The organism is Sphaerotilus sp., from assembly GCF_031429695.1.
Lineage (GTDB): Bacteria > Pseudomonadota > Gammaproteobacteria > Burkholderiales > Burkholderiaceae_C > Sphaerotilus.
Window position 1 is genome coordinate 1 of the sequence record NZ_JANPAB010000001.1, and the last position, 12,467, is coordinate 12,467.

The 12,467-nt window shown below is 68.9% G+C and carries 11 protein-coding genes and 2 tRNA genes; 8 read left to right on the forward strand and 5 right to left on the reverse strand.

The features are described from left to right. The coding region (locus tag RMP06_RS00005) for a phosphoenolpyruvate carboxylase (protein WP_310459722.1) at positions 1-1,826 on the reverse strand (1,826 nt) is incomplete at its 3' end. A gap of 143 nt (positions 1,827-1,969) precedes the next feature. Between RMP06_RS00005 and hemC the strand changes: the two genes are divergently transcribed. From hemC to RMP06_RS00035, 6 genes are all read left to right on the forward strand, one after another. Next, entirely contained in the window at positions 1,970-2,932 is a 963-nt protein-coding gene (gene hemC / locus RMP06_RS00010; RefSeq protein ID WP_310459723.1) for a hydroxymethylbilane synthase, read from the forward strand. Next, positions 2,929-3,717: a uroporphyrinogen-III synthase gene (locus RMP06_RS00015; protein WP_310459724.1), complete on the forward strand. Its 789-nt coding sequence runs from the start codon at positions 2,929-2,931 to the stop codon at positions 3,715-3,717. Before hemC ends, RMP06_RS00015 begins: the two co-directional genes overlap by 4 nt. Before the next feature lie 184 nt (positions 3,718-3,901). Then, positions 3,902-4,996, forward strand: coding sequence for a uroporphyrinogen-III C-methyltransferase (locus RMP06_RS00020; protein ID WP_310459725.1), 1,095 nt, complete (start codon positions 3,902-3,904; stop codon positions 4,994-4,996). Between the two features lie 13 nt (positions 4,997-5,009). Next, entirely contained in the window at positions 5,010-6,257 is a 1,248-nt protein-coding gene (locus tag RMP06_RS00025) for a heme biosynthesis HemY N-terminal domain-containing protein (RefSeq protein ID WP_310459726.1), read from the forward strand. A 57-nt stretch (positions 6,258-6,314) separates the two neighbouring features. After that, a tRNA-Arg gene (locus RMP06_RS00030) sits at positions 6,315-6,391 on the forward strand. A gap of 24 nt (positions 6,392-6,415) precedes the next feature. Beyond that, positions 6,416-6,492 (forward strand) — tRNA-Arg (locus RMP06_RS00035). Between the two features lie 46 nt (positions 6,493-6,538). Here RMP06_RS00035 and RMP06_RS00040 read toward each other — a convergent pair. The 4 genes from RMP06_RS00040 to RMP06_RS00055 all read right to left on the reverse strand — a co-directional run bounded on the left by RMP06_RS00040 (position 6,539) and on the right by RMP06_RS00055 (position 9,748). Beyond that, a complete protein-coding gene (locus tag RMP06_RS00040; RefSeq protein WP_310459727.1) occupies positions 6,539-6,883 on the reverse strand; it encodes a hypothetical protein in 345 nt (114 codons plus the stop codon). Next, positions 6,880-8,289 carry a cytochrome P450 gene (locus tag RMP06_RS00045; RefSeq protein WP_310459728.1) on the reverse strand — a complete coding sequence of 470 codons (1,410 nt, stop codon included), beginning with the start codon at positions 8,287-8,289 and terminating at the stop codon, positions 6,880-6,882. The genes RMP06_RS00040 and RMP06_RS00045 overlap by 4 nt, the downstream gene beginning before the upstream one ends. Continuing rightward, on the reverse strand, positions 8,286-9,341 hold the full coding sequence (locus RMP06_RS00050) for a hypothetical protein (protein WP_310459729.1): 1,056 nt from the start codon (positions 9,339-9,341) through the stop codon (positions 8,286-8,288). The genes RMP06_RS00045 and RMP06_RS00050 overlap by 4 nt, the downstream gene beginning before the upstream one ends. A 74-nt stretch (positions 9,342-9,415) precedes the next feature. Beyond that, entirely contained in the window at positions 9,416-9,748 is a 333-nt protein-coding gene (locus RMP06_RS00055) for a DUF3579 domain-containing protein (RefSeq protein WP_310459730.1), read from the reverse strand. A 232-nt stretch (positions 9,749-9,980) separates the two neighbouring features. Between RMP06_RS00055 and RMP06_RS00060 the strand changes: the two genes are divergently transcribed. Then, positions 9,981-11,180, forward strand: a complete 1,200-nt coding sequence (locus RMP06_RS00060) for an aspartate aminotransferase family protein (protein ID WP_310459731.1) — start codon at positions 9,981-9,983, stop codon at positions 11,178-11,180. A gap of 17 nt (positions 11,181-11,197) precedes the next feature. Beyond that, complete coding sequence (gene argF / locus RMP06_RS00065) at positions 11,198-12,160, forward strand: ornithine carbamoyltransferase (RefSeq protein ID WP_310459732.1); 963 nt, start codon at positions 11,198-11,200, stop codon at positions 12,158-12,160. Positions 12,161-12,467: the final 307 nt, after the last annotated feature.

A 12,467-nucleotide genomic window follows, 5' to 3' on the forward strand; every position in this document is an offset into this window, starting at 1 on the left:
AGCTCCCAGTTGCTGGTGAAGAAGCCGCCGTCCTTGTTGCTGTCCGAGTAGCCGAGCATGATGTCCTGCTCCGCCCCGGACCGCTGCACCAAGGCGGCCACCCCGGGCAGCGCGTAGAACTGCTGCATGATCGGCGCGGCATTGCGCAGGTCGCCGATGGTCTCGAACAGCGGCACGACGATCAGGTCGTTGACGGCCGCGCCGCTGTCCAGCGTGCCACGCAGCAGGCCGACCTCCTTCTGCAGCACCAGCACTTCGAGCAGGTCGCTCACGTCCTCCGTGTGGCTGATGATGTAGTGGCGCAGCGCGTGGCGACCGTAGCGGGCGAGCATGGTGCGCGCCGTCTCGAAGATCGCCAGCTCGCTGCGGGCGTGCTCGGAATACTCCGCGCCGATCACGCGCAGCGAACGCGCGTCGTTCAGCATGCGCATCAGCAGCTCGCGCCGGCTGGCCTCGTCGAGCGCGCTGTAGTCGGCCTCGATGCGGGCCGTGCGCAGCAGTTCGGCCACGACTTCTTCGTGCTTGTCCGAACTCTGGCGCAGGTCCACCGTCGCCAGGTGGAAGCCGAACACCTCCACCGCCCGCATCAGCGGCGCCAGACGCGGCGCGATCAGGGCCTGGGCGTGGTGGTGCTTCAGCGAGGCTTCGATCACCTTCAGGTCGGCCAGGAACTCGCCGGCCGAGGCGTATGGGTTCTGCGGCGCGACCGCGTGGCGCAGGGCTTCGGTCCCGGTCAGTGCGTGCAGGGTGGCGGCCAGCCGGGCGTAGACGCCGATCAGGGCGCGGCGGTACGGCTCGTCTTCGCGGTGCGCGTTCTGGTCGGGCGAACGCTCGGCCAGCGCGGTCATCTCGGGCGTGATCGGCGCCAGCAGCAGCGACATCGACAGCTCGGCGCCCAGCTCGTGCGCCTCGGTCAGGTAGTGGCGCAGCACGGTTTCGCTCTGCCGCGACAGCGCGAGCTTCAGCGTCTCGGCGGTGACGAAGGGATTGCCGTCACGGTCGCCGCCGATCCAGTTGCCCATGCGGAAGAAATTGGCGATCGGGCGGCCGGGCAGGGCGTTCTCGACCTCGCGGTACATCTTCGGGATCTGGCGCAGGAAGGTGCTGCGGTAGTAGGACAGCGCGTTCTCGATCTCGTCCGAGACGGTCAGCTTGGTGTAGCGCAGCATGCGCGTCTGCCAGAGCTGGGTCACGCGGGCGGTGAGCATGGTCTCGTTGTCGCTGCGCTCGCGGGCGGTGTGCAGGCCGTCGCGCTCGCCGATCAGCTCGGCCACGGCGCGTTCGGCGTCGAGGATGGACTTGCGCTGCACCTCGGTCGGGTGCGCCGTCAGCACGGGCGAGATGTGTGCGTGGTCGAGCGTGCGGGCGATGTCGTCGGCGCGGATGTCGGCGTCGGCCAGGCGCTCGAAGGTCATCGCCAGCGAGCCTTCCTGGAGGTGCCCCTGGCGCTCGTGCACGTCGCGGCGGCGCACATGGTGGCGGTCCTCGGCGATGTTGGCCAGGTGCGAGAAGTAGCTGAAGGCGCGGATGACGCTGACAGTCTGGTCCACCGAGAGGTTCTTCAGCAGCCGGTCCAGCGCCTTGCCGGCGGTGGCGTCCTGCTTCAGGCGGTAGGCGACGGAGAGTTGGCGGATCTTCTCGACCAGCTCGTAGGCGGCCTTGCCCTCCTGTTCGCGGATCACGTCGCCGAGCAGGCGCCCGAGCAGGCGGATGTCCTCGACGAGCGGGCGGTTCTTCTCGGCTGCGTCGGCCGGAGAGCTGGCCTCGACCACGGTGTCTGGAGCGGCAACGGGGCCGGGCGAGCGGGAACGGGCGGCGCGGGGCATTGAAACCTCGATGTCAGAAGATTGGTAATCTGGTTACGCGATAAATTTTAGCATCGCGGATTTTGGATCGTAGAACGAATTCAGCAAGTTCGGGGCCAGCCGGTGCGGCCGGAGGCCCCGTGGTGATGCGGGAGAATGTCGGGATGAACACACTGTCGCCTTCCAGCACCACCACCATCGCCACCCGTGAAAGCCGACTCGCCCTGTGGCAGGCCGAGCATGTCCAGGCGCTGCTGCAGGCGCGCTTCGGCTGGACGGTCGATCTGCTGGGCATGACGACCCGCGGCGACCAGATCCTTGACCGTGCGCTGTCCAAGGTGGGCGGCAAGGGCCTGTTCGTCAAGGAACTCGAAGTCGCGCTGGAAGAGGGCCGCGCGCACCTGGCCGTGCATTCGCTCAAGGACGTGCCGATGGAGCTGCCCGAGGGGTTCACGCTGTGTACCGTGCTGGAGCGCGAAGACCCGCGCGATGCGTGGGTGTCGAGCCGTTTCGAGTCGGTGCAGGCCTTGCCGCCGGGCGCGAAGGTCGGTACATCGAGCCTGCGCCGCGTGGTGCAGCTCAAGGCGGTGCGGCCGGATCTGGACGTGCAGCCGCTGCGGGGCAACCTCGACACGCGCCTGCGCAAGCTCGACGAGGGCCAGTACGACGGCATCGTGCTGGCGGCTGCGGGGCTGAAGCGGCTCGGGCTGGCGTCGCGCATCCGGGCGGTGATCGATCCGGCGGTGATGCTGCCGGCGGCGGGGCAGGGCGCGCTCGGCATCGAGGTGCGCACGGACAACGTGGCGCTGCGCGAGGCGCTGGCGACGCTGATCGACACGCCGACCTGGCTAGCGGTCCATGCCGAGCGGGCGGTATCGCGCGCGCTGGGGGGCAGTTGCAGCATGCCGCTGGCCGCGCACGTGACCTGGCGTGGCGCGACGATGGTGCTGGAGGCCCGCCTGGGACATCCGACCGACGCGGCGCAGCCGCTGCTGATGGCGCAAGTCGATGCGGCCGTGACCGACGTCGCGGGCGCCGAAGCCCTGGGCCTGTCGGTGGCGCATCTGCTGCGCGATGGTGGTGGTTTGCGCTATCTGGCGGCGGCCGAGGCGCTGGCGGCGGCATGACCCTCACCGTGGTAGTGACCCGGCCACAACCGCAGGCCGACGAGTGGGTTGCCCGGCTGGAGGCACTGGGTCAGGCCGCACGCGCCTTGCCGCTGATGCGCATCGAACGGGCCGCCGCGTTCGATGAAGGCGTGGCGCGCACCTGGATGGTGCTGTCCCGGCATCGCCTGGTGATGTTCGTCAGCCCGAATGCGGTGCTGGCGTTTTTTGCGGCCCGGCCTGCGGGCCTGCGCTGGCCGGACACGGCATGGGCCGGTGCCACCGGACCGGGCACGGTGGCGGCGCTCCGGGCGCAGGGGGTGGACGCGGCCTGCATCGTGTCGCCACCCAGGGACGCGGCGTCCTTCGATGCCGAGTCGCTCTGGACCCATGCGCTGGCGCAGCGCGACTGGACCGGGCAATCGGTGCTGGTCGTGCGGGGCGAGGACGGGCGTGACTGGCTGGCCGACACCCTCGGCCGGGCCGGCGCGTCGGTGGCGTGCCTGGCGGCCTATCGGCGTGGGCCGCCCCTGTGGCCGGGCGCGCTGGGCGAGGCGCTGGCGGCGATGGCGGCACAGCCGGCGCAGCACGTCTGGCTGTTCAGCAGCTCGCAGTGCATCGCCCACCTGCTGGCGCCGGATGCGCCGGCGGCGGACCCGGCGCTGCGTGCCGCCGTGCTGGCGGTGCCGGTGCTGGCCACGCATCCGCGCATCGCCGAGACGGCGCGGTGCAGCGGTTTCCACCAGGTCGTGCCGGTGACACCGGATCCAGTGGCCGTGGTGCAGGCCGCCGCGTGCTGGCGCTGAATGGGTCCGCAGTTGTGATGCGTTGCACGGCTGCCATGCCCCGTCGATACAATCGTCGCAGCGGGATGAACACTTCGGCCCCGCACCGCCCGTGAACGATCAAACATTTCCCCCCGCAGGTGCTCCCGTCAGCGCCGAACCGCCCGCACCGCCACCGGAAGCTCCGGTTGCGGCGCCTTTTCCGGTGGCTGCCCCAGCCCCGGCTGTGCCGATGGTCGTGCATGCCGCCGTGCCGGCGCACCCCTTGCCGTCCTGGGCCATGCCCGTCGGCCTGGTCATGGCGCTGGTGACTGGTGGCAGTCTCTGGATGGGCTGGGAGACGCAACAGCGGGTCCACGCCCTGGAGATGGAACTCGTCAAGCGCCAGCAAGGCAGCAGCGAGCAGGCGTCCGAGGCGCGTGTGCTGGCCAAGCAGGCCGAAGACGTCGCCCGCGATGCCGCGGCCAAGGTGGCCCTGATGGACGCGCGGGTGTCCGAAGTGGCCTTGCAGCGCGACCAGCTCGACGCCCTGATCCTGTCCATGTCCCGTTCGCGGGACGAAAACGCGGTGTCGGACATCGACGCCTCGATCCGTGTGGCCGTGCAGCAAAGCTCCATCACCGGCAGCGCCGAGCCCCTGATGGCCGCGCTGCGCAGCGCCGACGAGCGACTGGGCCGCATCAGCCAGCCCCGGCTGGAGCCGCTGCGCCGCGCCATCGCCCGCGACCTGGACCGTGTGCGTGCGGTGGCGGTGCCGGACATCGGTTCGTTGCTCATCAAGCTCGACGAAGTCGTGCGCCTGGCGGACGAGTTGCCGCTGACGTCGCAGTCCGCGACCACGGCGCGTGCGGTGGTCTCTGCCCAGCGTGCGCAGTCACAGCAGGCTGCGGCCTCGGCGCCGGCGCGTGCTGATCTGCCGCTGTGGCGGCAGTGGCTCATGGACTGGGAGCGGCCGCTGCGTCTGGTGTGGGACGAAGTCAGCAGCTTGCTGCGCGTGACCCGCATCGACCGGCCCGAGGCCATGCTGCTGGCGCCCGAGCAAGGCGTGTTCCTGCGCGAGAACCTCAAGCTGCGGCTGCTCAACGCCCGCCTGTCCCTGCTGTCGCGGCAGCCGGAGGCGGCGACGGTCGATCTGCAGAGCGCGCAGCGCTCGCTGCAGACCTATTTCGACAGCACAGCGCGCCGCACCCAGATCGCCGCGGACCTGCTGCGGGCCGTTGCCGCGCAAAGCCGCCTGGTGGGCATTCCCCGACCGGACGAATCCCTGGCCGCCACTGCTGCTGCCGTGGCTGGTCGCTGAAAGAGGATCGGACATGCGCCAAGTGGTCTGGTTGCTGCTGATCTTCGCCGTCGCCGTGCTGGCAGCGAGCACGCTCGGGGCCAATGACGGCCTGGTGTCGATCTACTGGTCACCCTGGCGGGTGGATGTGTCGATCAATGTGTTCGTGCTGGTGATGCTGATGCTCGGTGGCGCGGGCTATGTCGTGATCGGCGCCGTGTCGAGCCTGGTGGGCCTGCCCGAGCGGGCCAAGGCCTGGCGCACCCGCCAGCGCGAACACGCCGCGCAGAAGGCGCTGCGCGAATCGTTTTCGCTGCTGTTCGCGGGTCGTTATGGCCGTGCGCACAAGGCGGCGCAGCAGGCGCTGGAGATCCGGGCGCAATCGCCGGATCTGCGCATCGAAGCCGACTTCGCCGTGCTGGCGCACCTGGTGGCGGCCAACAGCCTGCACCGGCTGCAGGACCAGCCCCGCCGCAACGAGCAGCTCTCCCGGGCACAGGCGCTCATCGCCGATCTGCCCGGTGGCTCGGCGGTGGGCGAGGGCGCGCGGCTGCTGGCAGCGGAATGGGCCGTGGACGACCGCGATGCGGACCGCGCGCTGGACCAGCTTGCGCTGCTGCCGGCCGGCGTGGCCCGGCGCACCCACGCCCTGCGCCTCAAGCTACAGGCCTCGCGCCTGGCCCGCCAGCCGCTGGAGGCACTCAAGACGGCGCGCATGCTCGCCAAGCACCAGGGCTTCACGCCGGCGGCGGCGCAGGGTCTGCTGCGCTCGCTGGCGGTCGAGGCCCTCGACACTGCGCGTGACGCCGACCAGCTCCGCCGCACCTGGCTGCAGCTCGACAGCACCGACCGCCGCGATCCCTACGTCACTGCGCGTGCGGCCAAGCGGGCCGGTACGCTGGAAGCCTTGTCGGACGCCCGCGGCTGGTTGCGCCCGCACTGGGAGAACCTGTCGCAGCTGGGCGAGCGGGAACGTTCCGATGTCCTGGATGCCTTTGCCGAGGTGCTGCCGGGCCTGCCGCCCGATTGGCTGCCGTTGCTCGAATCCAGTGTCGAATCGCTGCCGCAGGATGCGCAACTGGCTTTTGTCGTCGGGAAAGCCATGGCTGAGCGCCAGCTCTGGGGCCGTGCGCACCGCCTGCTTGAATCGGCCGCCCAGTCGCCGCATGCCGATGGTGTGTTGCGGATGAAGGCCTGGCGCGCGCTGGCCGAGATTGCCGAAGTCGAGGGTGACGAGGAATTCGCGCACCGCTGCTACCGCGAAGCGGCAAAAAATTCGTGAGTTTGCTTGCCATGCACAAGCAATTCACGCCATAATCCATCTCTCAGCGAAATTTGAGCGGCTGTAGCTCAGTTGGATAGAGTACTTGGCTACGAACCAAGGGGTCGTGGGTTCGAATCCTGCCAGCCGCACCAACAATCAAATTTCGACGCGAGAATGCGGCTGTAGCTCAGTTGGATAGAGTACTTGGCTACGAACCAAGGGGTCGTGGGTTCGAATCCTGCCAGCCGCACCAGACAAAGCAACGGGTCAGTTTCTTCGGAAGCTGACCCGTTTTGCGTTCAGGCAATCGTTTGCCGATCCAGGCGCGACTTCAATACCAGATCCACCACCGGCTGTTCGCGCTTGTTCGCCCGCTGGCAATGGTCCTTCTGGAAGTAGTCGGTCACGCGGATCACCACGTTCGCCCAACGCTGGTCGCGTTCGCGCCAGGCATGCGAGGAGATCGACTCCCAGGCATGGCCATTGAAGACCGTGGCGTTGACGAAGTGGTCCAGCGCCCGCACACCGGCGCGCCCCCGGGCGTTCGGCCCGAACAGCCCGATCCACACCAGCATCAGGTAGCCGCACACCGCCATCGGCACCACCACGCACATCAGCAGGAACCCCGCCAGCCGCTCCTTCATGCGGCAGCCTCTGCGGCGGGCATCGCGCGCCGGAACAGCCGCAGCCGCACCCCGTTGGCCGAGCGGATCGTCAGCCGCCCGACCGGCTGCGGCACATGGCCCGCCACCGCCTCCAGCCGGTGGTGCCGCACGAGTTGAGCCAGGATCAGCGTGGCCTCCTGCAGCGCGAAGGCGGCGCCCATGCACACCCGCGGCCCCATGCCGAAGGGCAGGTACGCCTGCTTCAGCGCTTCGCGCGAGGCGTCGCCGTCGTAGCGGTCCGGGTTGAAGGCGTCCGGCTCGGGCCAGAGGTCGCGGTGGCGGTGGATCAGCCAGGGCGCGACCACGACGGTGGCGCCCGCGGGCACCTGCTTCTTGCGCATCGGGCAGCTGCCCGCCGTCTGGCGCGCCATGAAGCCGACCGGCGGGAACAGCCGCAGCGTTTCCCGGAAGACATTGCGTGTCAGCGTCAAGGCCTTCATGTCGCCCAGCGCGGGTGCCCGGTTGCCGAGTTGTGCGGTCACCTCGGCGTGAACCCGCGCCTGCACGTCGGGTGCCTGTGCCAGCAGATGGGTGGCCCAGGTCAGCGCGCTGGCCGAGGTTTCGTGGCCGGCCAGGAACAGCATCGCTACCTGATCGACCAGCGCCTCGAACGAAAACGGCTCCCCGCTCACGGAGTCACGCGCGTCGAGGAAGGACGCCAGGATGTCCTGCCGCGTCGCCGGGCAGCCGCCGCGGTGTGCGGCGAAACGCGGGCGGATCAGCGTCTCCAGCAGCCCGCGGATCTCGCGCGCAGCGCGCCGGCTGCGCCACGCATCCCACGGCCAGCGCAGCCAGCGCCGTCCGAAGATCGACGGCAGCATCAGCCGCGGCACCTGCGCCTGGAAGCGCGAGAAGGCGTCGAACACGCGGTGGGCATCCGGGCCCGTCATCGGCTCGGAGAAGATCGTGCGGAAGATGATGTCGGCGGTGACGTGGGTCATCTCGACTTCGAGATCGTGCTCCGCGCCGTCCGGCAAGGCCGCCAGCCGGGCCAGCATGGCGTCCGTCGCCTCGCGCATCACGGGAAAGGCCACGTTCAGCCGCGCCTGCGCAAAGGCCGGGTCCATCATGTCGCGCTGGCGCTGCCACTGCGCACCATTGGTGGTGAAGATGCTCTCGCCCAGCAGCGGCTGCAGCGCCTCGCCGAGCAGCGCGCTCTTGGGAAAGTTGCCATCCGCGTTGGTCAGCACCTGGCGGACCAGCGCCGGCTCGTTGACCATGTAGAGATCCAGTCCCGGCAGATGCACCTCGCCCATCTGCATGCGGTAGCTGCGCTCGTAGAGGGCATCCAGCCACGAATGCCGGGCGCTGAAGAACATCAGCCAGCCGGAGGCCTTGTGCCGCCGGGGCGTCGGATAGGCGGGGCAGAACCGGGAGGTGGTCATGGGCGGGGAGGGTGCAAGTGCAGCTCGAACGGGCGCGGGCCGTAGAGCAGGTCGTGGAGGTCGAAATTGCCCGGGCGGTCTGGCGTCATGAGGTAGAGGCTGTGCGTGCGCTGCTTGTCGCGGCTGATCGCCTGCCAGCGCGCCGGCGTGTACATCTGGAAGAACCGCGCGGAGCGCCGCACTGGCAGCGCTGATCCGGCGGCCGCGTCCGCGGTGCCGGCCAGCGGATGGGCCTGGTCGACGCACATCGGATCGATGCGGGCCGTCACGTCCAGCCAGGCCAGCGCGCGGCTCGTGGACAGCGTCGCGAGACACTGCCGAAAGCGCTGCGCCCCCGTGCCCTCGCGCAGCGTCAATCCGGCGTAGCAGGCGCCGAGCGTCACCAGCGCCGTGCGCCGTTCGCCCTGCAGCGCCTGCCAGCGCGGGTCGGACAGCAGCGCCTCGGCCGTGGATGCCGCCAGCAGCGCGCCGACGCTGTGGCCTGCCAGCACGACCTCATCGACCGGGTCGGCTTGCTGGCTGGCGATGATCTGCTCGACCCACTCGGCGCGGCGGCGCTCCAGGGCCGGCACCTCTGCGCGCCCGAGCCGCCACAGGAAATCGTAGATGCGCAGCAGCCACGCCCCGCCAGGTCCGCCGCACAGCGGCCACAGTGCTGTCAGCAGGGCGGGCGGATGCAGCCGGTACAGCCGATAAACACCCACTTCGCGCACCAGCGCCGCGTAGACCCGGCCGATGGCGCGCAGCCACTCCGATGGCGTATGGCGCCAGTGCGCCCGCACCAGATCGTCCCAGCCCATGCGCACATGGAGGGTGTGGACGGCGTCGGCACCTGCTTCGGCCGGTTGGCAATGCACGGGCCACGTGTGCAGATGCGCCCCGCTGCGCACGCGCGGGCCGATGTCCAGCCGCGCACCGCTGGGCTGGGCGCGCCGGGCTTCGGTCTGGGCGAGGTGGTGGTCGTGGGCGGCGCCGCGCGGATCGAAACCGCTGAAGGCGTGGACCCGCCGGCGGCGGATCAGGGGGCAGGCGCGGACGGGTTGGCTGTTCACCCGGCCATCATGGGGTGCAGTGCTCGGCTGCAATCGGCTGAACTTGAGCGAAAAAACCGCTGAAACGGCGTTGCTCAGGGCTTGCGCGGCGGATCGGGCAGCAGGCAGGCCTCGATCACCTGCAGGTCGTTGTCGCGGGCGAAGTTCATCACGAAGTCCCAGGCCATCGGCTCCATTTCCCGGAGCGCCTCGTTGACGACGACGCACTTGGCGTTGCCCAGCGAAGTGGGGATGCAGTAGGGCGAATAGCCGATCGCGCCACCCAGGCCGCCCGTCTGGCCACCCGGACGGAAGCACGACATGGCGCCGGCCAGCCGCTCGGCCCAGTCGCTTGGCCGGAAGGTGCGGCCATCGCTGGTGATGCCCTGGATGAAGACTTCGCGTGGTTTGGGGATGTTGGTCGTCACGTGCTGCTGCCTGCTGCCTTGCTGTGACAAGCTCGCGCGGTTGCCACGTAAACCCGTATTGTGCTGCACCGCAGCAGCCCTGGGACAGGGCAAGACCGTCGGCGCGGGCCGAGTATCGCCGCTGCCACTGTCGGTCGGCTGTCAACGGCATTCCCTACAATCACCCAGGCGCCGACTCCTTGACGGCGCCTTTGTTTTTTTCAGCCTTGCCTCCCTGCCGGAGAACCCACCGATGTCCGCTGTCCCTGCCTCGATCGCCGAACCCCATGTGATGACCACCTACGGCCGCCTGCCGATCGCGCTGTCGCATGGCCGAGGCTGCCGAGTCTGGGACACCACCGGCCGCGAATACCTCGACGGCCTCGGCGGCATCGCCGTGAACACGCTCGGCCACGCGCACCCCCGCTTCGTCGCCGCGCTGCAGGAGCAGGTCGCCACGCTGATCCACTGCTCGAATTACTACCACGTGCCCGGCCAGGAACAGCTCGCCGCCAAGCTGGTCGAGCTGTCCGGCCTGACCAACGCCTTCTTCTGCAGCACCGGCCTGGAGGCCAACGAAGCCGCGCTGAAGCTGGCGCGCAAGTTCGGCCACGACAAGGGCATCGAGCGCCCGGAAATCATCGTCTACGAAAAGGCGTTCCATGGCCGCTCCATCGCCACGCTGTCCGCCACTGGCAACCCGAAGGTGCAGGCCGGCTTCGGTCCGCTGGTCGAGGGCTTCATCCGCGTGCCGCTGAACGATCTGGCCGCCGTGGAAGCCGCCGTGCGCGACAACCCGAACGTGGTCGCCGTGTTCCTGGAGACCATCCAGGGCGAGGGCGGCATCAACGCGACGCGCTGGGACTACCTGAAGAGCCTGCGCGCGCTGTGCGACGAGCGCGACCTGCTGCTGATGCTCGACGAGGTGCAGTGCGGCATCGGGCGCACGGGCAGGTGGTTCGCGCACCAGTGGGCCGGGATCCAGCCGGACGTGATGCCGCTGGCCAAGGGCCTCGGCTCGGGTGTGCCGATCGGCGCGGTGGTGTGCGGTCCGCGCGCCGCGAAGATCTTCCAGCCGGGCAACCACGGCACCACCTTCGGCGGCAACCCGCTGTCGATGCGCGCCGGCGTCGAGACGCTGCGCATCATGGAAGAGGACGGCCTGATGCAGAACGCCGCCACCGTGGGCGCGCACCTGAAGGCCGCTCTGCTGCGCGAGCTGGAGGGCTTGGCGGGCGTGACCGAGGTGCGCGGCTACGGGCTGATGATCGGCATCGAGCTGGACCGCAACTGCGGCGAGATCCTGACCCGCGCGATGGAAGCCGGCCTGCTGCTCAGCGTCACGGCCGACCGCGTGATCCGCCTGGTGCCGCCGCTGATCCTCACCGCTGCGGAGGCCGACGAGATCGTCGCCATCCTCTGTCCGATCATCCAGACTTTCCTCGGCGCGTGATGCGTCCCCTTCGTCCCATGAAACCAGGCATGAGTCTCATGAAGCACTATCTTCAGTTCAAGGATCTGCGGGCCGAGGAATACAGCTACCTGTTCGAGCGCGCCCGCATCATCAAGCGGCGCTTCAAGAACTACGAGCGCTACCAGCCGCTGGCCGACCGCACGCTGGCGATGATCTTCGAGAAGGCGAGCACCCGCACCCGCGTGAGCTTCGAGGCCGGCATGTACCAGATGGGCGGCTCGGTCGTCCACCTGACCACGGACGGCAGCCAGCTCGGCCGCAGCGAGCCGATCGAGGACTCGGCGCGCGTCATCAGCCGCATGGTCGATCTGGTGATGATCCGCACCTTCGAGCAGACCAAGATCGAGGCGTTTGCCGCGCACAGCCGCGTGCCGGTCATCAACGGGCTGACCAACGAGTTCCACCCCTGCCAGATCCTGGCCGACCTGTTCACCTACCTCGAACACCGGGCGCCGGTCGGGGCGGACGGCTATGACATGAACAGCCTGAAGGGCAAGGTCGTGGCCTGGGTCGGTGACGGCAACAACATGGCCAACACCTGGCTGCAGGCGGCGGAGATTCTGGGCTTCACGGTCCATGTGAGCACGCCGGGTGGCTACGAGGTCGATCCGAAGGTGGCCGGCATCCGCTCGACCGACTGCTACAAGGTCTTCGACAACCCGCGCGATGCCTGCCGGGGCGCCGATCTGGTGACCACCGACGTGTGGACCAGCATGGGCTACGAGGCCGAGAACGAGGCGCGCAAGACGGCGTTCGCTGATTGGTGCGTGGACACCGAGATGATGGCGCAGGCCCGGCCGGACGCGCTGTTCATGCACTGCCTGCCCGCGCACCGCGGCGAGGAAGTGGCGGCAGATGTCATCGACGGGCCGCAGTCGGTCGTCTGGGACGAGGCCGAGAACCGGATGCATGTGCAGAAGGCGTTGATGGAGTATCTGCTGATCGGGCGGGTGGGCTGACAGGTTTCTGATCGGAATTAACCTCAAGACAGGAGATTGGTTTTGATCAGATTTCTTTTGTGCTTGCTGGTAGTCACGTTTTCTTCGTCAGGATTTTGCCAATCCTCCCAAGATTCCCCGGCGTTGAAAGCTAGCACGCAAGGCCGGATCGACTTTGCCAGCTTCACGCGGCTTTGTTGCACAACCCACCCAGCCGGCCGGTGGTCGAGCGGTGAGGTAGGCTGACGGGATGAGCAAGCCGGCGAAGAAGAAGTACACGACGAAGAACTGGTCGCCCTACACGAAGGCGCTGAGAGCCAGGGGGTCG

Bases quoted from the DNA above. Each gene is read 5' to 3' on its own strand.
- hemC (WP_310459723.1), top strand. From the start codon at position 1,970: ATGAACACACTGTCGCCTTCCAGCACCACCACCATCGCCACCCGTGAA.
- RMP06_RS00015 (WP_310459724.1), top strand. From the start codon at position 2,929: ATGACCCTCACCGTGGTAGTGACCCGGCCACAACCGCAGGCCGACGAG.
- RMP06_RS00025 (WP_310459726.1), top strand. From the start codon at position 5,010: ATGCGCCAAGTGGTCTGGTTGCTGCTGATCTTCGCCGTCGCCGTGCTG.
- RMP06_RS00040 (WP_310459727.1), bottom strand. From the start codon at position 6,883: ATGAAGGAGCGGCTGGCGGGGTTCCTGCTGATGTGCGTGGTGGTGCCG.
- RMP06_RS00045 (WP_310459728.1), bottom strand. From the start codon at position 8,289: ATGACCACCTCCCGGTTCTGCCCCGCCTATCCGACGCCCCGGCGGCAC.
- RMP06_RS00060 (WP_310459731.1), top strand. From the start codon at position 9,981: ATGTCCGCTGTCCCTGCCTCGATCGCCGAACCCCATGTGATGACCACC.
- argF (WP_310459732.1), top strand. From the start codon at position 11,198: ATGAAACCAGGCATGAGTCTCATGAAGCACTATCTTCAGTTCAAGGAT.